22 protein-coding genes are annotated in these 20,361 nt (G+C 45.7%); 21 read left to right on the top strand and 1 reads right to left on the bottom strand.

Annotation, left to right across the window (positions count from 1 at the left end; genetic code table 11):
* Positions 1-90 precede the first annotated feature (90 nt).
* From gpr to deoC, 14 genes are all read left to right on the top strand, one after another.
* Positions 91-1,200, top strand: coding sequence for a GPR endopeptidase (gene gpr, locus M4I42_RS08085; protein ID WP_268851698.1), 1,110 nt, complete (start codon positions 91-93; stop codon positions 1,198-1,200).
* A 78-nt stretch (positions 1,201-1,278) separates the two neighbouring features.
* Positions 1,279-2,478, top strand: coding sequence for a stage II sporulation protein P (spoIIP, locus tag M4I42_RS08090; protein WP_268851699.1), 1,200 nt, complete (start codon positions 1,279-1,281; stop codon positions 2,476-2,478).
* A gap of 64 nt (positions 2,479-2,542) precedes the next feature.
* Positions 2,543-2,878, top strand: coding sequence for a YqxA family protein (locus M4I42_RS08095; RefSeq protein ID WP_268851700.1), 336 nt, complete (start codon positions 2,543-2,545; stop codon positions 2,876-2,878).
* A gap of 107 nt (positions 2,879-2,985) precedes the next feature.
* On the top strand, positions 2,986-4,812 hold the full coding sequence (lepA, locus tag M4I42_RS08100) for a translation elongation factor 4 (RefSeq protein ID WP_268851701.1): 1,827 nt from the start codon (positions 2,986-2,988) through the stop codon (positions 4,810-4,812).
* Between the two features lie 65 nt (positions 4,813-4,877).
* Positions 4,878-6,023 carry a radical SAM family heme chaperone HemW gene (gene hemW, locus M4I42_RS08105; RefSeq protein ID WP_268851702.1) on the top strand — a complete coding sequence of 382 codons (1,146 nt, stop codon included), beginning with the start codon at positions 4,878-4,880 and terminating at the stop codon, positions 6,021-6,023.
* Positions 6,024-6,175: 152 nt separating this feature from the next.
* Positions 6,176-6,316: a hypothetical protein gene (locus M4I42_RS08110; protein WP_268851703.1), complete on the top strand. Its 141-nt coding sequence runs from the start codon at positions 6,176-6,178 to the stop codon at positions 6,314-6,316.
* Between the two features lie 58 nt (positions 6,317-6,374).
* Complete coding sequence (gene hrcA / locus M4I42_RS08115; RefSeq protein WP_268851704.1) at positions 6,375-7,409, top strand: heat-inducible transcriptional repressor HrcA; 1,035 nt, start codon at positions 6,375-6,377, stop codon at positions 7,407-7,409.
* Positions 7,410-7,505: 96 nt separating this feature from the next.
* Positions 7,506-8,093 carry a nucleotide exchange factor GrpE gene (grpE, locus tag M4I42_RS08120; RefSeq protein ID WP_268851705.1) on the top strand — a complete coding sequence of 196 codons (588 nt, stop codon included), beginning with the start codon at positions 7,506-7,508 and terminating at the stop codon, positions 8,091-8,093.
* A 21-nt stretch (positions 8,094-8,114) separates the two neighbouring features.
* Positions 8,115-9,941, top strand: coding sequence for a molecular chaperone DnaK (gene dnaK, locus M4I42_RS08125; protein ID WP_268851706.1), 1,827 nt, complete (start codon positions 8,115-8,117; stop codon positions 9,939-9,941).
* A 124-nt stretch (positions 9,942-10,065) separates the two neighbouring features.
* Positions 10,066-11,205, top strand: coding sequence for a molecular chaperone DnaJ (gene dnaJ, locus M4I42_RS08130; RefSeq protein WP_268851745.1), 1,140 nt, complete (start codon positions 10,066-10,068; stop codon positions 11,203-11,205).
* A gap of 8 nt (positions 11,206-11,213) precedes the next feature.
* Complete coding sequence (gene prmA, locus M4I42_RS08135; RefSeq protein ID WP_268851707.1) at positions 11,214-12,152, top strand: 50S ribosomal protein L11 methyltransferase; 939 nt, start codon at positions 11,214-11,216, stop codon at positions 12,150-12,152.
* A 15-nt stretch (positions 12,153-12,167) separates the two neighbouring features.
* Positions 12,168-12,917 carry a 16S rRNA (uracil(1498)-N(3))-methyltransferase gene (locus M4I42_RS08140; protein ID WP_268851708.1) on the top strand — a complete coding sequence of 250 codons (750 nt, stop codon included), beginning with the start codon at positions 12,168-12,170 and terminating at the stop codon, positions 12,915-12,917.
* 10 nt (positions 12,918-12,927) lie between these two features.
* Complete coding sequence (gene mtaB / locus M4I42_RS08145; protein ID WP_268851709.1) at positions 12,928-14,283, top strand: tRNA (N(6)-L-threonylcarbamoyladenosine(37)-C(2))-methylthiotransferase MtaB; 1,356 nt, start codon at positions 12,928-12,930, stop codon at positions 14,281-14,283.
* A 227-nt stretch (positions 14,284-14,510) separates the two neighbouring features.
* Positions 14,511-15,182, top strand: a complete 672-nt coding sequence (deoC, locus tag M4I42_RS08150) for a deoxyribose-phosphate aldolase (protein ID WP_268851710.1) — start codon at positions 14,511-14,513, stop codon at positions 15,180-15,182.
* Here deoC and M4I42_RS08155 read toward each other — a convergent pair.
* On the bottom strand, positions 15,166-16,104 hold the full coding sequence (locus M4I42_RS08155; protein ID WP_268851711.1) for a Na/Pi symporter: 939 nt from the start codon (positions 16,102-16,104) through the stop codon (positions 15,166-15,168). The genes deoC and M4I42_RS08155 overlap by 17 nt on opposite strands.
* A gap of 153 nt (positions 16,105-16,257) precedes the next feature.
* Here M4I42_RS08155 and rpsU point away from each other — a divergent pair, with 153 nt between their 5' ends.
* The 7 genes from rpsU to M4I42_RS08190 all read left to right on the top strand — a co-directional run bounded on the left by rpsU (position 16,258) and on the right by M4I42_RS08190 (position 20,341).
* The gene (rpsU, locus tag M4I42_RS08160) at positions 16,258-16,431 is read left to right on the top strand and encodes a 30S ribosomal protein S21 (protein WP_027407847.1); all 174 of its coding nucleotides are present in this window, start codon (positions 16,258-16,260) and stop codon (positions 16,429-16,431) included.
* A gap of 14 nt (positions 16,432-16,445) precedes the next feature.
* Positions 16,446-16,889 (top strand): GatB/YqeY domain-containing protein, encoded by a 444-nt coding sequence (locus M4I42_RS08165; RefSeq protein ID WP_268851712.1) that lies wholly within the window; start codon positions 16,446-16,448, stop codon positions 16,887-16,889.
* Between the two features lie 98 nt (positions 16,890-16,987).
* Positions 16,988-17,272, top strand: a complete 285-nt coding sequence (yqfC, locus tag M4I42_RS08170) for a sporulation protein YqfC (protein ID WP_268851713.1) — start codon at positions 16,988-16,990, stop codon at positions 17,270-17,272.
* Between the two features lie 11 nt (positions 17,273-17,283).
* On the top strand, positions 17,284-18,471 hold the full coding sequence (gene yqfD / locus M4I42_RS08175) for a sporulation protein YqfD (protein WP_268851714.1): 1,188 nt from the start codon (positions 17,284-17,286) through the stop codon (positions 18,469-18,471).
* 3 nt (positions 18,472-18,474) lie between these two features.
* Entirely contained in the window at positions 18,475-19,437 is a 963-nt protein-coding gene (locus tag M4I42_RS08180) for a PhoH family protein (RefSeq protein WP_268851715.1), read from the top strand.
* Between the two features lie 73 nt (positions 19,438-19,510).
* A complete protein-coding gene (gene ybeY / locus M4I42_RS08185; RefSeq protein WP_268851716.1) occupies positions 19,511-19,981 on the top strand; it encodes an rRNA maturation RNase YbeY in 471 nt (156 codons plus the stop codon).
* 3 nt (positions 19,982-19,984) lie between these two features.
* A complete protein-coding gene (locus tag M4I42_RS08190) occupies positions 19,985-20,341 on the top strand; it encodes a diacylglycerol kinase family protein (RefSeq protein WP_268851717.1) in 357 nt (118 codons plus the stop codon).
* Positions 20,342-20,361: the final 20 nt, after the last annotated feature.

Below are 20,361 nucleotides of genomic sequence, written 5' to 3' on the forward strand. Positions count from 1 at the left end.
AAATTTCACGGGTAAGCGGGAGCAAAAGTGCATGAAATCACAACAAAGCGGCGACAATAAACATATATGGAGAAAAGGAGGAATGCCGCTATGTTAGACCTTAGCAAATACGCGGTACGGACGGATTTAGCCGTGGAGGCGCACGAAATGGCGGTAGAAGAACGGCTGCAACAAAAGCGTGAAGCATCGTCGCAAATTGAAGGCGTCATCATTCATGACCGCGAAATCGACGGGGTGAAATTATCGCATGTCGAAGTGACGGAAGAAGGCGCGAAATCGATCGGCAAAAAGCCGGGAACGTATATTACGATTGAAGCACAAGGCATTCGCGAGCAAGACACCGAACTACAAAAAAAGGTAGAGGAAATATTTGCGAAAGAGTTTCATTCGTTTTTACGCAAATTAAATATTGGGCAAGCGGCGAGTTGTCTTGTCGTAGGTCTTGGCAATGACAACGTCACTCCTGATGCGCTCGGCCCGCTAGCGGTTGAAAATTTACTGATTACAAGACATTTGTTTCAGCTTCAACCAGAAAGCGTTGAAGAAGGGTTTCGACCGGTAAGCGCCGTTGCGCCGGGCGTGATGGGGACGACAGGAATTGAAACGAGCGATATTATTCGCGGGGTCGTCGAAAAAACAAAGCCAGATTTTGTTGTTGTGATCGATGCGTTGGCGGCTCGGTCGATTGAACGTGTCAATGCAACGATTCAAATTTCCGACACCGGCATCCACCCAGGATCGGGAGTGGGGAATAAACGAAAAGAACTGAGCAAAGAAACGCTAGGAATTCCGGTCATTGCAATCGGGGTGCCAACCGTTGTCGATGCGGTGTCGATTACGAGCGATACGATTGATTTTTTGTTGAAACATTTCGGAAGAGAAATGCGGGAAGGGAAGCGTCCTTCTCATTTATTAACACCATCTGGCTGGATGTTTGGAAAACGAAAAAAACTAACGGAAGAAGATATGCCAGGACCAGCAGAACGGTCGACATTTTTAGGGATGATCGGGACGCTTGACGACGAAGAAAAACGGTCGCTCATTCATGAAGTGCTGGCACCGCTTGGCCATAATTTAATGGTGACGCCGAAAGAAGTCGATTTATTTATTGAAGATATGGCCAATTTGCTCGCAAGCGGTTTAAATGCGGCACTGCACGAGCAAGTTGACCAAGGCAACACCGGCGCCTATACGCATTAATCGCAAAAAAATCGGTTCTATCTTTTTAAGCTTGGCCATACTGTTAAATTAGTAGACAAGCTTAGAAAGGGTGAGAACATGAAACGGCTTCGTTCTCGACAAATGATCGTAACGATTCATGGGACAAGCATTAAAAAAATAGCGATTATCGCGGTTTTAGGCTGGATGATGATGTTTACGCTCGTCGGGTTATTGACATCATTAAAACCGGAATATCGTTTTTCTTCGTCATCGGTAAATAACGTAGTGAACCATTTTCCTGAGGAAACGTTCGTCCATTTGCTTAGCTTTGAAAATCATTATTTTTTGCAAAACTTGCCGAAAGAGAGGCAACGAATCAGTTACTCCTCGATTTTGTTTCGCATCATGACAAGCGTTAATCTCAACGATCCGCGCAGCTTGCTCGGAAGCGAGCTGCCAGGCTTCGCCTTATACGACAGCAAAATCGTTGTTGCCGGAGAAGGAACGGACTATACGAACATGCCATATGAATCAGCCCCGCCGCTTGAAGTCATGCTCGCCGAGCGGGAAGCGTCTTTAGAAAATTTAGAGAAAGCTGATGAGGCTCAAGATGAAAAACCGGTACCGCCGCCAACGATGACGACAGGTGGAAAAAAAGTTGTATATATTTACTATACACATACGTATGAATCGTATTTACCAGCTTTGAAAGGGGTCACGAATCCGGATCTTGCGTTTCATCGCAGTGTGAACGTGACAAAAGTTGGGCAAAAATTAGCGGAAGAGTTAGAAAAGCGGGGGATTGGTGCTGAAGGAAGCTCCGTTGACATCCAACGAAAGCTAGTAGAAAAAGGGATGAAATATTACCAATCCTACGACATGTCTCGGCAAATCGTTATGGAGGCGCTTGGTCATAATCGTGATTTGCAATATTTAATTGATATTCACCGCGATTCCCGGCGCCGAAAATATACGACGGTGACGATTAACGGAATTGATTATGCTCGTGTCGTGTTTATTATTGGCGGGGAAAATCCGAATTACGAAAGAAATTTGCAGCTGGCGACACAGCTTCATCAATTGCTGCAAAAAAAATATCCGGGGTTAAGCCGTGGAGTAATCGAGAAAAAAGGGGAGGAAACGAACGGGAAATTTAATCAAGATTTATCAGGAAACGCGATGTTAATCGAATTTGGCGGAGTGGAAAATGCGTTTGAAGAACTATTTCGAACCGCAGCGGCCGTTGCGGATGTGTTTAGCGAGTATTATTGGCAGGCGGAAAAAGTGCAAGCGCCGGCTCCTGCGCAAAAGAAGTAAACAAAGATGTAATCTTGGCTATAAAGTGCCAAAAATGTTGATATACCGACATCGGAGGGTAGAGATGAAATTTACGCTGCAGTTTTTTGCCGCTGTTGTCATTCTTTTTTTTGGTGTGCTGCTTGGTATGCAACAAGCAAACGAAGGGCTGTTAAAGATGAAAGGATATCACGACCCGTCGTTTCAATCGGTAGTGGCTGTCAAGAAAAATGAAAAAGGAGCGGTTGAAGCGACAGTGCTAGGAAACAAAGTAACGAGCGAAACGGTAGACGAAAAGGCGAAAAAGCTAGAACAATGGAAAATGTTCAACTTGTTTTCTGAGCTTGGAAAACGTTTGGCGGAAGCAGTTCATCTGGCGGTGACCGAGCTACTTTCATTGTTCGGCAAGCTCGTGAAATGAAGTCGGGGATCCCCGGCTTTTTTCTTTCGTGCTAATCATTGAATATTGCCGGTTGTGTTGCTATAATCAAAGCTAGTGTAGTTTCGGAAACAGTAGGAGTGAAATAGATGAATCGTGAAGAAAGACTAAAAAGAAGAGAAAAAATCCGCAACTTTTCCATTATCGCGCATATTGACCATGGAAAATCGACATTGGCTGACCGCATTCTTGAGCGCACAGGGGCGATTTCGGAGCGGGAAATGAAAGACCAGCTGCTTGATTCGATGGAGTTAGAGCGTGAGCGCGGCATTACAATTAAATTGAATGCTGTGCAGCTAAACTATAAAGCAAAAGACGGGGAAGAATACATTTTCCATTTAATTGATACGCCTGGGCACGTCGATTTCACGTATGAAGTATCGCGCAGTTTAGCTGCTTGTGAAGGGGCGATTCTCGTTGTCGATGCGGCGCAAGGGATTGAGGCGCAAACATTAGCGAACGTGTATTTGGCGTTAGACAACAACCTTGAAATTTTACCGGTCATTAATAAAATCGATTTACCAAGCGCTGAGCCAGAGCGCGTCCGCCAAGAAATCGAAGATGTGATTGGACTAGATGCTTCCGAAGCGGTATTAGCCTCCGCCAAAGCTGGCATCGGTATCGATGAAATTTTAGAACAAATCGTCGAAAAAATTCCTGCGCCAACTGGTGATCCAGATGCGCCGCTGAAAGCGCTCATTTTTGACTCGCTTTACGACTCGTATCGCGGTGTCGTCGCCTATATCCGTGTCGTCGAAGGAACCGTCAAGCCGGGGCAAAAAATTAAAATGATGTCGACGGGAAAAGAATTTGAAGTCGTGGAAGTCGGCGTCTTTACACCAAAAGCAAAAGTCGTCGATGAATTGACCGTCGGAGACGTTGGCTATTTGACTGCTTCCATTAAAAATGTAAGCGACACGCGCGTCGGGGATACGATTACCGATGCGAAAAATCCGGCCGCTGAGCCGCTTCCGGGGTATCGCCGGTTAAATCCGATGGTCTTTTGCGGCATGTATCCGATCGATACGGCGAAATATAACGATTTGCGCGAAGCGTTGGAAAAATTGCAGTTAAACGATGCCGCGCTCCAATTTGAGCCGGAAACGTCACAAGCGCTTGGTTTCGGCTTCCGATGTGGCTTTTTAGGGCTATTGCATATGGAAATTATTCAAGAGCGCATCGAGCGCGAATTTAACATTGACTTAATTACAACTGCGCCAAGCGTTGTTTACAAAGTGTATTTAACGGACGGAACGGAGCTTCAAGTCGATAACCCATCGAACATGCCGGATCCGCAAAAAATTGACCGCGTCGAAGAACCGTATGTCAAAGCGACGGTGATGGTGCCGAACGATTACGTCGGAGCGGTCATGGAATTATGCCAAGGCAAGCGCGGTATTTTTGTTGACATGCAATATTTAGACGAAAAACGGGTCATGTTAATTTATGAAATTCCGTTATCCGAAATTGTCTATGATTTCTTCGATAGTTTAAAATCGAGCACGAAAGGGTATGCGTCGTTCGACTACGAACTCATCGGCTACAAACCGTCCAAACTCGTGAAAATGGACATTCTTTTAAATGGCGAAAAAGTGGACGCACTTTCGTTCATCGTTCACCGCGATTCGGCGTATGAGCGTGGAAAAGTGATTGTCGAAAAGCTAAAAGACTTAATCCCGCGCCAACAATTTGAAGTGCCGGTACAAGCGGCGATCGGGAACAAAATCGTTGCTCGTTCTACCATTAAGGCGCTGCGTAAAAACGTCTTGGCGAAATGTTACGGCGGTGACGTATCGCGGAAACGGAAACTATTAGAAAAACAAAAAGAAGGGAAAAAGCGGATGAAGCAAGTCGGCTCCGTCGAAGTTCCGCAAGAAGCGTTCATGGCCGTACTGAAAATGGACGATAAAAAATAACGAAAAACAAAGGCTGTCTCATCGGATGGGATGGCCTTATTTTTTACGAAAAGGAGCGATAACGATTGATTCGGGCAGCGTATTTGCACATTCCGTTTTGTACGCACATTTGCCATTATTGCGATTTCAACAAAGTATTTTTAAAAGGACAGCCGGTGATGGAATATTTGCAGGCGATGGAACAAGAAATGAGGCGGACGATCGCGCAGTTTCCGACCGATCAGCTACACACGATTTTTGTTGGCGGTGGCACGCCAACTGCGCTCGATATACGACAGCTCGATTTTTTGTTAACGAGCATTCATAACTACCTTCCGTTTGTGGCGGATGACGTGGAATTTACGTTGGAAGCAAACCCGAATGAACTGTCACGCGAAAAATTGCAGCTATTAAAAGAAGCGGGGGTCAATCGGTTAAGTATCGGGGTGCAAACGTTCGATGATGAGTTGTTAAAACACATCGGTCGTACCCATCGGCAAACCGATGTGTTGCGTGCGCTCGAAGCAGCAAAAGCGGTCGGTTTTTCTAACGTTAGCATCGATTTAATGTATGGGTTGCCGGGGCAAACGATCGCGCAACTACAAGCGGATTTGGCTCTAGCGTTTTCGCTCGATGTTCAGCACATTTCAGCGTATTCGTTAATTATTGAGCCTAAAACTGTGTTTTATAATTTAATGAGAAAAGGTAACCTTTCTTTGCCAGATCAAGAGGAAGAAGCGGAAATGTACGAAGAAATTATAAAAAAAATGGAAGAAAACAAGTACAACCAATACGAGCTCAGTAATTATACCCGCCCCGGCTTTGAAAGCCGCCATAATTTGACGTATTGGAATAACGAAGAATATTACGGAATCGGCGCTGGTGCCCATAGTTACGTCAATGGAACGCGAAACGTTAATGCCAGACCGCTCAAAAAATATATAGAGTTGATTCAACAAGGCAAACTACCGTATATAGAACACCATGAAGTCAGCGAGACAGAGCGAATGGAAGAGGAAATGTTTTTAGGATTGCGAAAAATGGAAGGGGTAGCCAAACAGCGATTTTACGAAAAATTTCACCGGTCGGTTCACGATGTGTTTGCTGAAGTAATTGAAAATGAAAAAGAGAAAGGGCTATTGGAGGAAACCGCAACTCATCTTCGCCTCACGCACCGCGGCAAACTACTTGGCAATGAAGTGTTTCAGTCGTTTCTTGGCACGTATGAGTAAAATGTTTGTGGGAGGGCGCTAAATCCTCTTCCATATGTTTCAAGGGGAGGGTTCCTTGAACAGAAGGGGGATGAGCAAAAAAGATGCAAAAAGGACTCTCTTCCTGTATTGTGATAAGTGCACATAAATCACTAAGGAGGTCAGAGAGTCCTATGCAACAGTTTATCACAGGTGGACAAACATTAAAAGAGCTAGAAGCAGAATTGTTTTGGCTGTTACAAAAAACCTATGGAGAAATGCTTCAACAGGTATTGGAATGGCACAACCTAATTGACAGAAACGACCGAATTTGATACTTTAATAATAGATTTAGCACTCGAACAACCTGAGTGCTAACAGAGGTGATGATAGTTGCTAACCGATCGCCAATTACTTATTTTACAAGTCATTATTGATGATTTTATTCGTTACGGTCAGCCCGTCGGCTCCAGAACGTTATCAAAGAAAGAGAAAATTATGTTCAGCTCAGCGACGATCCGAAATGAAATGGCAGATTTGGAAGAATTGGGATATATTGAGAAAACGCACATTTCATCGGGAAGGGTGCCATCGGAAAAAGGCTATCGTTATTATGTCGACCATCTATTGTCACCACAGCGGCTGACACAAGAAGATATGAACAAAATTAAATCAATTTTCGCCGATCGTATTTATGAACTGGAAAAACTAGTGCAAAAATCAGCGCAAATTTTGTCCGACTTAACAAGCTATACATCGATCGTTCTCGGACCGGCCGTGAAAGAAAATAAGTTGAAACGGCTACAAATTATTCCGCTGAACAAAGAAACAGCGGTGGCGATTATCGTTACAGATACGGGGCATGTGGAGAACCGCGTTATTACGATTCCAGCTTCCGTGAACGCTTCCGATTTAGAAAAAATGGTGAACATTTTGAATGAGCGGCTAGTCGGTGTGCCGCTGATCGAATTAAAAGATAAAATTTATAAAGAAGTGGCCAACGTGTTGCGCACGCATATTTATCGCTATGACAGCATGTTGAAAACGATCGCCGAAACGCTCGATGTACCGCAAGAAGAGAAGATGTTTTTTGCCGGAAAAACGAACATGCTCAGCCAGCCGGAGTTTAACGATATTCAAAAAATCCGCTCCTTAATGACCATGATCGAGCAAGAAAAAGACTTTTACCGTTTGTTGCGCAAAAACCGGCAAAAAGGTATTCAAGTCACGATCGGACGCGAAAACCAATTAAGCGGAATGGAAAACTGCAGCTTAATTACAGCGACCTATTCGATCGGCGAAGAACAGTTGGGAACGATTGCAGTGCTCGGCCCGACGCGCATGGAATATTCTCGCGTCATTACGATTCTAAACCGCGTCGCCTCCGATTTATCGACGGTGCTGACAGACTGGTATCAAAACAACTAGCATTGGTCATATTGGATAATGGATGGCAGGTGGTTGACACCCCATCCTTTCCTTGTGAAATATACATAAACAATCGCTGAAAGGGAGGTGAGGTTGGTGGAAAAAGAACAAAAAGAAACGGTTCAAGTGCAAGAAGAGACTACATATGAACAACCGGATGTAAATACGGAAGAAACAGAAACAACAGAAGTGCAGCAAGAAACAGCCAATCAAAGCGAAGAGCTGGCGACTGCACACGCACAAATTGCGGAGTTGCAAGGGAAATTGCAAGAAATGGAACAGCGTTATCTTCGCTTGTATGCGGATTTTGATAATTTTCGGCGCCGCACAAAGCTCGAATTTGAAGCGGCCGAAAAATACCGTGCCCAAAGCTTAGTGACGGATTTATTGCCAGCGTTAGATAACTTCGAACGCGCCTTAAAAATTGAAGTGGAAGACGAAAAAGCGAAATCGATTTTACAAGGAATGGAAATGGTGTACCGCTCTTTAGTAGAAGCGTTGAAAAAAGAAGGGGTCGAGGCGATTGAATCGGTTGGAAAACCGTTCGACCCGCATGTGCATCAAGCGGTGATGCAAGTCGAAGATAGCAACTACGAACCAAACACGGTCGTTGAAGAATTTCAAAAAGGATATAAATTAAAAGACCGTGTCATTCGGCCAGCAATGGTCAAAGTGAGTCAATAATGTAACAGGAGGGTGATCGCGATGAGCAAAATTATCGGCATTGACTTAGGGACTACAAACTCTTGCGTAGCAGTACTAGAAGGTGGCGAGCCAAAAGTCATTCCAAACCCAGAAGGAAACCGAACCACTCCTTCAGTGGTGGCATTTAAAAACGGAGAACGGCAAGTAGGGGAGGTGGCAAAACGTCAAGCGATTACGAACCCGAATACCGTTATTTCGATTAAGCGCCATATGGGAACGAACTATAAAGTGGAAATTGAAGGGAAACAATATACGCCACAAGAAATTTCAGCGATGATTTTACAATATTTAAAATCGTATGCAGAAGCGTATTTAGGCGAGCCGGTCACACGCGCGGTCATTACCGTTCCAGCATACTTTAACGATGCTCAACGTCAAGCAACAAAAGATGCCGGCCGCATCGCTGGATTAGAAGTCGAGCGCATCATTAACGAGCCGACAGCCGCAGCACTTGCGTACGGATTGGATAAAATGGACGAAGACCAAACGATTCTTGTCTACGACTTAGGTGGCGGTACGTTTGACGTATCGATTTTGGAATTAGGCGACGGCGTATTTGAAGTAAAAGCGACAGCCGGCGATAACCACCTTGGTGGGGACGACTTTGACCAAGTGATCATCGATTACTTAGTCGAGCAATTCAAAAAAGAACATGGCATTGATTTATCGAAAGACAAAATGGCGTTGCAGCGCCTAAAAGATGCGGCAGAAAAAGCGAAAAAAGACCTTTCTGGCGTGACACAAACGCAAATTTCGTTGCCATTCATTAGCGCGAACGAAACAGGTCCGTTGCATTTAGAAATGACGTTAACGCGCGCGAAATTTGAAGAATTGTCTGCGCATCTTGTTGAACGCACGATGGGGCCCGTGCGTCAAGCGTTGAAAGATGCCGGATTAACGCCAGCGGATATCGATAAAGTGATCCTTGTCGGCGGTTCGACGCGCATTCCTGCCGTACAAGAAGCGATTAAAAAAGAAATCGGCAAAGAGCCGCATAAAGGCGTAAACCCAGACGAAGTCGTAGCGATCGGTGCAGCAATTCAAGGCGGAGTAATCGCTGGGGACGTGAAAGACGTCGTATTACTAGACGTCACACCGCTTTCGTTAGGGATTGAAACAATGGGCGGTGTCTTCACGAAGCTCATTGAACGCAATACAACGATTCCGACAAGCAAATCGCAAATTTTCTCGACGGCAACGGACAACCAAACAGCGGTAGATATTCACGTCTTGCAAGGGGAACGTCCGATGGCTGCCGATAACAAAACGCTCGGCCGCTTCCAGTTAACGGACATTCCGCCGGCTCCACGTGGCGTACCGCAAATCGAAGTAACGTTCGATATTGACGCAAACGGTATTGTGCACGTGCGCGCGAAAGATTTAGGGACAAATAAAGAGCAGTCGATTACAATTAAATCATCGTCTGGTCTTTCAGAAGAAGAAATTCAACGCATGATTCGTGAAGCGGAAGAAAATGCGGAAGCGGACAGAAAACGGAAAGAAGCAGCTGAGCTTCGCAACGAAGCAGACCATTTAGTGTTCACAACGGAAAAAACGTTAAAAGAACTCGAAGGAAAAGTAGACGAAGCCGAAGTGAAAAAAGCGCAAGAAGCAAAAGACGCATTGAAAGCAGCGTTAGAGAAAAACGACATCGAAGACATTCGCGCGAAGAAAAACGCACTGCAAGAAATCGTGCAGCAGTTATCGATCAAGCTATATGAACAAGCAGCAAAACAAGCGCAGCAACAGCCAGGCGCCGACGGTACTGCCAAAAAAGACGACAACGTTGTTGATGCGGAATTTGAAGAAGTAAAAGACGATAAATAAAAAGAGAAAGTCAAAGTCAGGCCTGCCTTGGCTTTGACTTTTTCATTTCACGCGTACCTATTGCATATGCCAAGAAACGAATGATACAATTAATTTTATGTGAGTGAAACGGGAGTGGGTGATGATGACGAAACGAGATTATTATGAAATTCTCGGAGTAAGCAAAAACGCGACAAAAGAGGAAATAAAAAAAGCGTATCGGAAACTTTCGAAGCAATACCACCCGGACGTGAATAAAGAGCCGGGAGCGGAAGAAAAGTTTAAAGAAATTAAAGAAGCGTACGAAGTGTTAAGCGACGATCAAAAACGCGCGCATTATGATCAGTTTGGCCATACGGATCCGAACCAAGGCTTCGGCGGCTTTCGCAGCGACGACTTTGATTTTGGCAGCTTTAGCGGCTTTGGCGGGTTTGAAGATATTTTTACGTCCTTTTTTGGCGGTGGTCGCCGCCGCGACCCGAACGCGCCACGCGCAGGCGCCGATTTGCAATATACGATGACGATTACGTTTGAGGAAGCGGCTTTCGGGAAAGAAACCGATATCGAAATTCCGCGCGAAGAAACGTGTGACACGTGTCACGGCTCTGGTGCGAAACCGGGCACGAAAAAAGAGACGTGCTCGCACTGCCACGGCACAGGACAAATTAGCGTCGAACAAGTCACGCCGTTTGGCCGGATCGTCAACCGAAGAGCGTGCCATTATTGCGGCGGCACAGGGCAATTTATTAAAGAAAAGTGTACAACGTGCGGCGGAAAAGGCCGCGTGAAAAAGCGGAAGAAAATCCACGTTAAAATTCCAGCGGGAATTGATGATGGCCAGCAACTACGGATAGCCGGACAAGGAGAGCCGGGGGTAAACGGTGGACCACCAGGCGACTTATATATCGTGTTCCACGTCGAGCCGCACGAATTTTTCGAGCGCGACGGCGACGACATTTACTGCGAAATTCCGCTGACGTTCGCCCAAGCCGCGCTTGGTGATGAGCTGGAAGTGCCAACGCTGCACGGCAAAGTGAAGCTAAAAATTCCGGCAGGCACGCAAACGGGCACGAAATTCCGCTTAAAAGGAAAAGGGGTGCCGAACGTCCGCGGCTATGGGAATGGCGACCAGCATGTCATCGTCCGCGTCGTCACGCCAACGAAATTGACGGAGAAGCAGAAGCAATTGTTGCGTGAATTTGATCAGTTAGGCGGCCAGCAAATGCATCAAGGAACGCATGATAGCTTTTTTGAAAAAGTAAAAAAAGCGTTTAAAGGGGAATAAACACATTTATGAAATGGTCAGAAATTAGCATCCATACGACACATGAAGCGGTTGAGGCGATTTCAAATATTTTGCACGAAGCGGGAGCCGGCGGCGTCGTCATTGAAGACCCGTTCGATTTAACGAAAGAGCGCGACACAAGCTTTGGCGAAATTTACGAATTGAATCCAGACGACTATCCTGAAGAAGGGGTCGTGATTAAAGCGTATTTGCCGGTGAACAGTTTTTTAGGCGAAACGGTTGAAGAAATTAAGCAGGCGATTAACAACTTAATTCTTTATAATATCGATGTCGGACGAAATAAAGTAACGATTAGCGAAGTAAACGAAGAAGAATGGGCAACCGCTTGGAAAAAATATTATAATCCAGTAAAAATTTCGGAGCGATTTACAATCGTACCAACGTGGGAAACGTACGAACGCGTTTCGAGCGATGAATTAATCATCGAATTAGACCCAGGCATGGCGTTTGGGACAGGGACGCATCCGACAACGGTCATGTGCATTCAAGCGCTCGAAAAATGCGTGCAACCGGGCGATGTCGTCATTGACGTCGGCACCGGTTCCGGCATTTTAAGCATTGCGGCAGCGATGCTTGGCGCGAAATCCGTTCACGCGCTTGATTTAGATCAAGTCGCGGTGGACAGCGCCAAGCTGAATGTGAAGCTAAATAAAGTGCAGCACGTCGTGACGGTTGCGCAAAATAATTTGCTCGATCATATCGATACAAAGGCAAACGTCATTGTCGCCAACATTTTAGCGGAAATTATTTTGCGCTTTGTGGACGATGCCTACCGCCTGTTGGAACCGAACGGCTATTTCATTACATCTGGAATTATTCAGGCGAAAAAACAAGAGGTGAAAGATGGACTCTTAAAAGCTGGATTTGTCATTGAAGAAACGTTGACGATGGAAGATTGGATCGCATTTATTGCGCGAAAAGCTTGAAAAGAAGGTGTCGTTTTGCAACGGTATTTTGTGTCGAGTGACCAAGTAAACAACGAGCAAATCGTCATTTCCGGTGACGATTATCATCATATCGTCCGCGTTATGCGGATGAACGAAGGCGACGAAGTGATTTGCAGCAGCGGAAATGGCTTGTCCGCTTTGTGTGAAATTGAACAAATTACCAATGAGAGCGTCATCGTTCGTGTTATAGAATGGAAAGAAGAGCGAACAGAATTGCCGGTGCAGATTTACATTGCTCATGGGCTGCCAAAAGCGGATAAATTCGAGTTTGTCATTCAAAAAGGAACGGAGCTGGGCGCTTTTGCGTTTATTCCGTTTTTAGCAGCGCGTTCTGTCGTGAAATGGGAAGCGAAAAAAGCGGAAAAAAAGCTCGAACGGTGGCAAAAAATTGCGAAAGAAGCAGCGGAACAAGCACATCGAGCGTACGTTCCTCATGTGCATGCGCCGATGACGCTTCGCGAGCTAACGGAATTCGCCAAAACGCTTGACTACCGTCTAGTGGCAGATGAGGAAGAAGCACGGAGCGGTGAAGCGTCCGTGCTTCGAACGGTGCTGCGGCAAATGAAACCGGGGCAGTCGCTCATCGTATTGTTCGGGCCAGAAGGTGGTTTCTCTTCCAAAGAAATCGAATGGCTTCATGACGAAGGCTTTTTATCGTGCGGCCTTGGCCCGCGCATTTTGCGGACGGAAACGGCTCCGCTTTATGTGTTGGCAGCGGCATCGTATGAATGGGAATTAAAGTGAGGTGAGAGCAATGCCAACAGTGGCATTTCATACGTTAGGGTGTAAAGTCAACCATTACGAAACCGAAGCGATTTGGCAACTCTTTAAACAGGCGGGATACGAACGGAAAGAGTTTGAAAGTCATGCGGACGTATACGTCATTAATACGTGTACGGTCACGAATACAGGGGATAAAAAAAGCCGTCAAGTCATTCGCCGGGCGATTCGGCAAAATCCAGATGCGGTCGTTTGCGTAACCGGTTGTTATGCGCAAACATCGCCAGCGGAAGTGATGGCCATTCCTGGGGTGGATGTCGTCATCGGAACGCAAGACCGCGCGAAGATTCTTGACTATATCGAGCAGTTTAAGCGGGAGCGCCAGCCGATTAACGGCGTCAGCAACATTATGAAAACACGGGTATATGAAGAACTAGACGTTCCTGCCTTTACTGACCGGACGCGCGCGTCGTTAAAAATTCAAGAAGGCTGTAACAACTTTTGTACGTTTTGTATTATTCCGTGGGCGCGCGGCTTAATGCGTTCGCGCGATCCGAAAGAAGTCATTCGCCAAGCGCAGCAGCTTGTCGATGCCGGCTATCAAGAAATCGTCTTGACGGGCATTCATACGGGCGGTTACGGAGAAGACATGAAAGATTATAATTTCGCGGCATTGCTTCGCGATCTTGACGAACAAGTGGTCGGATTGAAACGGCTGCGCATTTCATCGATTGAAGCAAGCCAAATTACCGATGAAGTGATTGACGTCTTAAAGCAATCGGATAAAATCGTCCGCCATTTGCACATTCCGTTGCAATCAGGCTCAAACACCGTACTAAAGCGGATGCGCCGCAAATATACGGCGGAATTTTTTGCCGAACGGCTCGCGCGATTGCGCGAAGTATTTCCGGAGTTAGCCGTTACTTCGGACGTGATCGTCGGGTTTCCAGGGGAAACGGAAGAAGAATTTATGGAGACGTTCCACTTTATTCGCGACCAGCGTTTTTCTGAACTTCACGTCTTCCCGTATTCGAAACGGACAGGTACGCCGGCGGCTAGAATGCCAGACCAAGTGGATGAAGAAGTGAAAAATGAACGTGTGCATCGTTTAATTGCTCTTTCTGACCAGCTTGCGAAAGAATATGCGTCGCAGTTTGAAGGGCACGTGCTCGAAGTCATTCCAGAAGAACCGTATAAGGAAGAGCCAGAAAACGGCTTATACGTCGGTTATACCGATAACTATTTAAAAGTGAAATTCCCAGCGACAGAAGACATGATCGGCCAACTAGTGAAAGTGAAAATTACAAAAGCAGGCTACCCATATAACGAAGGGGAGTTTGTCCGCGTAGTGTCCGATTCACTTGTGAAGGATATGAAATTAAGCTCATAACCCAGCGTTTCGCTGGGTTTATTTTTGGAGCCATCTCAAGACCGAATCCCCGCCCCCGTCGTTGAATGTTTCCGTTTCTTTTGGCTAGTTCCTTGGCTACCTAACAATCGCTCTCCGATTTTCTTATAGAAGAGAAATTTTTCGGGAAAACTAGTTTTTGAAAAGGAAAAGTGGTATGATGATAGAGGTCAGACTTCTTTTATTTCATGCCAGAAAGGAGATCTACAATGACAACGAATATTGCGAAAATGATTGACCATACGTTATTGAAAGCGAATACAACAAAAGCACAAATCGTTCAATTGTGCAAAGAAGCGAAAGAGTATGGATTTGCGTCTGTTTGTGTCAACCCGACATGGGTGGCGACGGCAGCGGAGCTGTTAAAAGGAACTGATGTGAAAGTATGCACAGTAATCGGTTTTCCGCTCGGGGCAAATACGCCGGAAACGAAAGCGTTTGAAACGAAAGATGCGATTGAAAAAGGGGCAACCGAAGTCGATATGGTCATCAATATCGGCGCTTTAAAAGACGGCGACGACGAATTAGTAGAGCGCGACATTCGTGCCGTAGTTGAAGCGGCAAAAGGAAAAGCGCTTGTGAAAGTAATTATTGAAACGTGCTTGCTTTCGGAAGAAGAAAAAGTACGTGCTTGCCGTTTAGCGGTGCAAGCAGGTGCTGATTACGTGAAAACGTCGACCGGATTTTCCACAGGCGGCGCAACAGTCGAAGACATCACGCTCATGCGAAAAACGGTTGGCCCGAATATTGGGGTGAAAGCATCCGGCGGCGTTCGCGATCTTCAAGGGGCAGAAGCGATGATCGAAGCCGGAGCAACGCGCATCGGCACAAGCTCAGGCGTGGCGATCGTCCAAGGAAAAACGGCTACGACCGATTATTAATCCCGTGTATACGGTAAATCCACCATTCCATCCAGCGGGTAAACGGCAGTGCAACAACGGAGCAAATGACGTTAAATAACACGCTCGCGTGAGCCAATTGCACATCTGGTGATGAAGCGAATAGACGGACGATATGCGCAAACGGGGCAATCAAAAAAGAAAAGACGCCAACCCCAGCAACATTAAGCCATAAATGAGTATAGGCGGTGAATTTCGCTTCTCGGCTCGCGCCGATGCTTGCTAACAGAGCGGTGACGCACGTACCGATATTAGCGCCAAGCAAAATGGCGATGCCGGCTGGCAACGTGAGCAGCCGCTCATGAAGAAACCCCATCGCGATGCCGATCGTGGCGGCGCTCGATTGAATGAGCGCTGTTAGCACTGTTCCAACGAGAACGCCGAATGCGTGCGAACGGTTTGTTCGTTGCAGCCATTCATGGACGAGAGGATTAGTGGAAAGCGGTTTGGCTAATCCGCTAAACCCTTCCATCGCAAAAAATAAACAAGCAAGTCCAACGAGCGTCATGCCGATGCTATATCCGATGCGATGGCGCGCAAAAAAGACGAGAAACGCTCCGGCTAATAGCATCGGGATGATGCTTGTTCCTAAATCAAGTGTAATGAGTTCCGTCGTGATCGTCGAACCGATGTTGCTGCCTAAAATAATCCCGATCGATTGCTGGAACGTTAAATAGCCGGTGGCCACAAGCCCAACGGTAAGCACCATCATCGCTGAGCTGCTTTGCAATAGCGCGGTGGCGATTGTTCCGGTCAGAAAGCTTTGGACAGGCGTTTTCGTGAAATGCAATATCCATCGTTTTAACCGATCGCCAGAAAGTACATAAAGCCCTGACTTCATCATCAGCATGCCAAGCAAAAACATGCCGAGATGAATGATAAATAAAATGAATAAACGTCCCATCACTGTCACCCCTTTCTCCACCATTGTATGGACAAGAAAGGGAGACGATGACAGCTTTTTTAGTTGACCTCTCATAGGGGATGTATTATAATTGACAAGTACATGTTTAGTACTACAAATGCAAGTGTTGTTGTTCGGAGGGAGGGAAGTAGGATGTCAAAAACAATCGTTCGCAAAAACGAATCGCTTGAAGATGCTCTTCGTCGCTTCAAACGTGCTGTTTCAAAAACAGGTACGTTGCAAGAAGCAAGAAAGCGTGAATTCTATGAAAAGCCAAGCGTAAGACGTAAGAAAAAGTCTGAAGCGGCTAGAAAGCGCAAGCATTAAAAGAGGGTGTATTTATGAGTCTTCTTGAACGTTTAAACGATGATATGAAGCAAGCGATGAAAAATAAAGAAAAGGAAAGACTCTCCGTCATTCGGATGGTCAAAGCAGCGTTGCAAAACGAAGCGATTAAACTTGGCAAACCATTATCTGAAGACGAAGAGCTGACCGTACTTTCTCGTGAATTAAAACAGCGTAAAGACTCCCTCCAAGAATTCGAAAACGCTGGTCGTTCAGACCTTGTCGACAAAACAAAAGAAGAAATTCGCATACTTCAACTATATATGCCAAAGCAGCTAACCGAGGAAGAACTGGCAGAAATCGTGAAACAAACGATTGCGGAAGTCGGTGCTTCTTCGAAAGCCGATATGGGCAAAGTGATGGGAGCAATCATGCCAAAAGTAAAAGGAAAAGCGGATGGCTCTCTCGTCAACAAACTTGTACAACAATATTTAGCATAAAAAGGATCGCCTTGCATAGCAAGGCGGTCTTTTTTTGCGCCAAAGTGCTATCCCCCCTTTTTTTCTCATATGTATGAGATGAAAGGGGGTTCTTTTGGATGAAAAAATGGTGGCAACAAGTAAAAAATTGGCTCGCGAATCAATTAGAATTACCGGCCGATGTTGTCATGGACCTTCCCCGAATTACGATGATCGGACATATACATATTTACATTGAAAACCATCGTGGGTTATTGACGTTTAGCGATAAAGAATTGCGCTTGCTGTTAAAGCAAGGACAGCTCCTCGTTCGCGGTGAGCAATTTGTCATTAAAACGATTTTACCAGAAGAAATTTTGTTAGAAGGGAAAATCCATCAAGTCATTTATTTAGACAATGATTGAGGAGGAAAACGATGAAAAATAAATGGGCTCACTTTTTTATAGGAAGCGTCCAAGTGAACGTGCAAGGAAGAGGGACGGAGCGGTTTATTAACGCCTGCTTACGAAACGGAATCTCGGTTTGGAACGTACGAAAAACAGGAGAAGATACAGCCACGTTTTTTATGTTGTTGAAAGATGTTTCCCGCCTGCGCCCCATTGTTCGCCAAAGCGAATGTAAGCTCTTTTTTGGCAGAAGAAGCGGATTTCCGTTTGTGGTGAAGAAAACAATCGCTAATTTCGGATTTTTGCTCGGCATCTTTTTATTTCTCGCAGTTGTTTTTCTGCTGTCGAATATGGTGTGGGATGTGCGTGTGCAAGGGGCGAAGCCAGAAACGGAACATCGCATTTTAAAAGAACTAAAACAAATGGGCGTAGAAAAAGGAGCGTTTCAATTTTTGCTTGATCCGCCGGAAACGATTCAAAAAAAACTAACCGACCGCATTGATACGCTCACGTGGGTTGGGGTGGAACTAAGAGGGACAACGTTTTATTTTCAAGTCGTCGAAAAAAAGCAACCGAAAGCGCCGGAACCGGTGAGCAACCGCCATCTCGTTGCCAAAAAGAAAGCGGTCATTACCGATTTGTTTGTCGAAGAAGGACAACCGCTCGTGTCTGTTCACGATCATGTGGAAAAGGGACAAATGTTAGTATCCGGCATTATCGGAAAAGAAGGGAAAACGAAATTTGTGCCTGCCAAAGGAAAAATTTTTGGCGAAACGTGGTACAAGTCTACCGTCGTCCTTCCGCTTGAGGCAGCCTTTCATGTCTTTACCGGAAAATATATCGAGAAACATTATATTGCGATAAATTCTTTCTCCATTCCGGTTTGGGGATTTCAAAAGGTGCCGTTTGCTCATTACGAAGCGGAGCGGCAAAAGCAGCCGCTCCGCTTTTGGAAGTGGGAATTGCCGATTTTTTACGAACGCGTCATTTACCGCGAAACAGAACAAGTAAAACGAAACTACTCATGGGACGAGGCATTTCAAAAAGCAAAAGAAATCGCAAGAAAAGAGCTAAAAGCGAAGCTGGACGAGGACGCTTCGATCAAGGGCGAAAAGGTTTTGCATGCGGCGAAAGAGAATGGTAAAGTAAGAGTAGAAATTTATTATGAAGTCATTGAAAACATTGCGATACCACAACCTATTGTTCAAGGAGACTGAGGAATGTCAGAGGAGTTTGTCACGATTAGCCAACAAATCGAAAATCCGAATGAAGCGATTGCGCTTTTTGGCATTCATGATGCTCATTTAAAGCGAATCGAACAAGAATTGGCCGTTTCGATTGTGACGCGCGGAGGCGTGGTCAACGTATTGGGCAGCCATGAACACGTTCAGCTCGTCGATGACGTATTGCGCCATTTGTTGCTTGTAATTCGAAAAGGGATTGTGATTAGCGAACGGGATGTTATGTACGCCGTGCAAATGGCGAAAAACGGAACGATTGAATATTTTATGGAACTGTATGACGAAGAAATTACGAAAAATGCGAAAGGAAAACCGGTTCGCGTCAAAACACTAGGGCAAAGGCAATACGTGACGGCGATCAAACAGCACGATCTCGTGTTCGGAATCGGACCAGCGGGAACAGGGAAAACGTACTTAGCGGTGGTAATGGCAGTTCAAGCATTGAAAACTGGCCAGGTGAAGCGCATTATTTTAACACGTCCCGCTGTGGAAGCCGGTGAAAACTTAGGGTTTTTGCCAGGGGATTTAAAAGAGAAAGTCGATCCGTATTTGCGTCCGCTATACGATGCGCTTCACGACGTATTAGGTACTGACCATACGCAGCGGCTGATCGAGCGTGGAACGATCGAAATTGCGCCGCTTGCCTATATGCGCGGCCGCACGTTGGAAGATGCGTTCGTTATTTTGGACGAGGCGCAAAATACGACGCCTTCGCAAATGAAAATGTTTTTAACCCGGCTTGGTTTTGGATCGAAAATGGTCATTACTGGCGATATTTCACAAGTCGATTTGCCAAAAGGCGTTCCGTCAGGGCTTGCGGTCGCGAAAGACATTTTAGCTGTTGTCAGCGGCATTTCATTTGTCTTTCTCGAACAATCAGACGTCGTCCGCCATCCGCTTGTCGGGAAAATTATTGAAGCATACGACCAAGCTGGTATATAATAGAAATGTAAGGCCCATCTTGCGCATGGGTCTCTTTTTGTCCAAAACATCAATAGAAAAGGGGAAGCAAAATATGGCCCTATCCATCGATTGGATTGACGAAACAGGGGAAATAACAGAAGAACAGTTACAGTTGCTCGAACAGTTGTTAAGCTATGCAGCGGAAGTGGAACAAGTTCCCGATGGTGCAGAAGTAAGCGTTTCGTTTGTAGATAACGAACAAATTCGCATCATTAATCGCGACTATCGTGGAAAAGACCAGCCGACCGACGTCATCTCCTTTGCACTCGAAGAAATGGGGGAAGGCGAAATAGAAATTGTCGGGGTAGATATGCCGCCAGCGTTAGGAGATATTATTATTTCTGTCCCGAAAGCAAAAGAGCAGGCGGAAGAGTACGGCCACTCGTTCATGCGTGAACTTGGATTTTTAGCCGTGCACGGCTTTTTGCATTTGCTCGGGTATGATCATGGAACAGAAGCAGAAGAAAAAGAAATGTTCGCAAAGCAAGAACAAATTCTTGAAAAATATGGGTTGAAACGGTAATTTATGAAGAAGCAGACCGACAAATGGAAACGTTTTCTTTATGCGTGGTCAGGGATCATAATGGCGGTCAAAGAAGAAACGCATATGAAAATCCATGTGATAGCTGCCTGCGTCGTGATGATACTTGCATTTCTTTTTCACCTTTCCGCACAGGAATGGCTCATATTGTTAGTAGTAATTGCGCTTGTCATTAGTTTGGAGATGATCAATACCGCGATTGAACGCGCGGTTGACCTAGTGACTAAGGAGTTTCACCCGCTGGCAAAAGCAGCAAAAGACATTGCCGCAGGAGCGGTTCTCATCGCTGCGGTCGTGGCGGTGATAGTCGGTGTCATCATTTTTTTACCGCGTATCATTTAACAAATAAATAGGAAAATTCG

It is taken from the genome of Anoxybacillus sp. J5B_2022, assembly GCF_026847645.1.
In the GTDB taxonomy this organism is placed as follows: domain Bacteria; phylum Bacillota; class Bacilli; order Bacillales; family Anoxybacillaceae; genus Anoxybacteroides.

Coding starts and splice junctions, on each gene's coding strand:
- gpr (WP_268851698.1), top strand. CDS start 91: ATGTTAGACCTTAGCAAATACGCGGTACGGACGGATTTAGCCGTGGAG.
- spoIIP (WP_268851699.1), top strand. CDS start 1,279: ATGAAACGGCTTCGTTCTCGACAAATGATCGTAACGATTCATGGGACA.
- M4I42_RS08095 (WP_268851700.1), top strand. CDS start 2,543: ATGAAATTTACGCTGCAGTTTTTTGCCGCTGTTGTCATTCTTTTTTTT.
- lepA (WP_268851701.1), top strand. CDS start 2,986: ATGAATCGTGAAGAAAGACTAAAAAGAAGAGAAAAAATCCGCAACTTT.
- M4I42_RS08110 (WP_268851703.1), top strand. CDS start 6,176: ATGCAACAGTTTATCACAGGTGGACAAACATTAAAAGAGCTAGAAGCA.
- dnaK (WP_268851706.1), top strand. CDS start 8,115: ATGAGCAAAATTATCGGCATTGACTTAGGGACTACAAACTCTTGCGTA.
- dnaJ (WP_268851745.1), top strand. CDS start 10,066: ATGACGAAACGAGATTATTATGAAATTCTCGGAGTAAGCAAAAACGCG.
- prmA (WP_268851707.1), top strand. CDS start 11,214: ATGAAATGGTCAGAAATTAGCATCCATACGACACATGAAGCGGTTGAG.
- mtaB (WP_268851709.1), top strand. CDS start 12,928: ATGCCAACAGTGGCATTTCATACGTTAGGGTGTAAAGTCAACCATTAC.
- deoC (WP_268851710.1), top strand. CDS start 14,511: ATGACAACGAATATTGCGAAAATGATTGACCATACGTTATTGAAAGCG.
- M4I42_RS08155 (WP_268851711.1), bottom strand. CDS start 16,104: ATGGGACGTTTATTCATTTTATTTATCATTCATCTCGGCATGTTTTTG.
- rpsU (WP_027407847.1), top strand. CDS start 16,258: ATGTCAAAAACAATCGTTCGCAAAAACGAATCGCTTGAAGATGCTCTT.
- M4I42_RS08165 (WP_268851712.1), top strand. CDS start 16,446: ATGAGTCTTCTTGAACGTTTAAACGATGATATGAAGCAAGCGATGAAA.
- yqfC (WP_268851713.1), top strand. CDS start 16,988: ATGAAAAAATGGTGGCAACAAGTAAAAAATTGGCTCGCGAATCAATTA.
- yqfD (WP_268851714.1), top strand. CDS start 17,284: ATGAAAAATAAATGGGCTCACTTTTTTATAGGAAGCGTCCAAGTGAAC.
- M4I42_RS08180 (WP_268851715.1), top strand. CDS start 18,475: ATGTCAGAGGAGTTTGTCACGATTAGCCAACAAATCGAAAATCCGAAT.
- ybeY (WP_268851716.1), top strand. CDS start 19,511: ATGGCCCTATCCATCGATTGGATTGACGAAACAGGGGAAATAACAGAA.
- M4I42_RS08190 (WP_268851717.1), top strand. CDS start 19,985: ATGAAGAAGCAGACCGACAAATGGAAACGTTTTCTTTATGCGTGGTCA.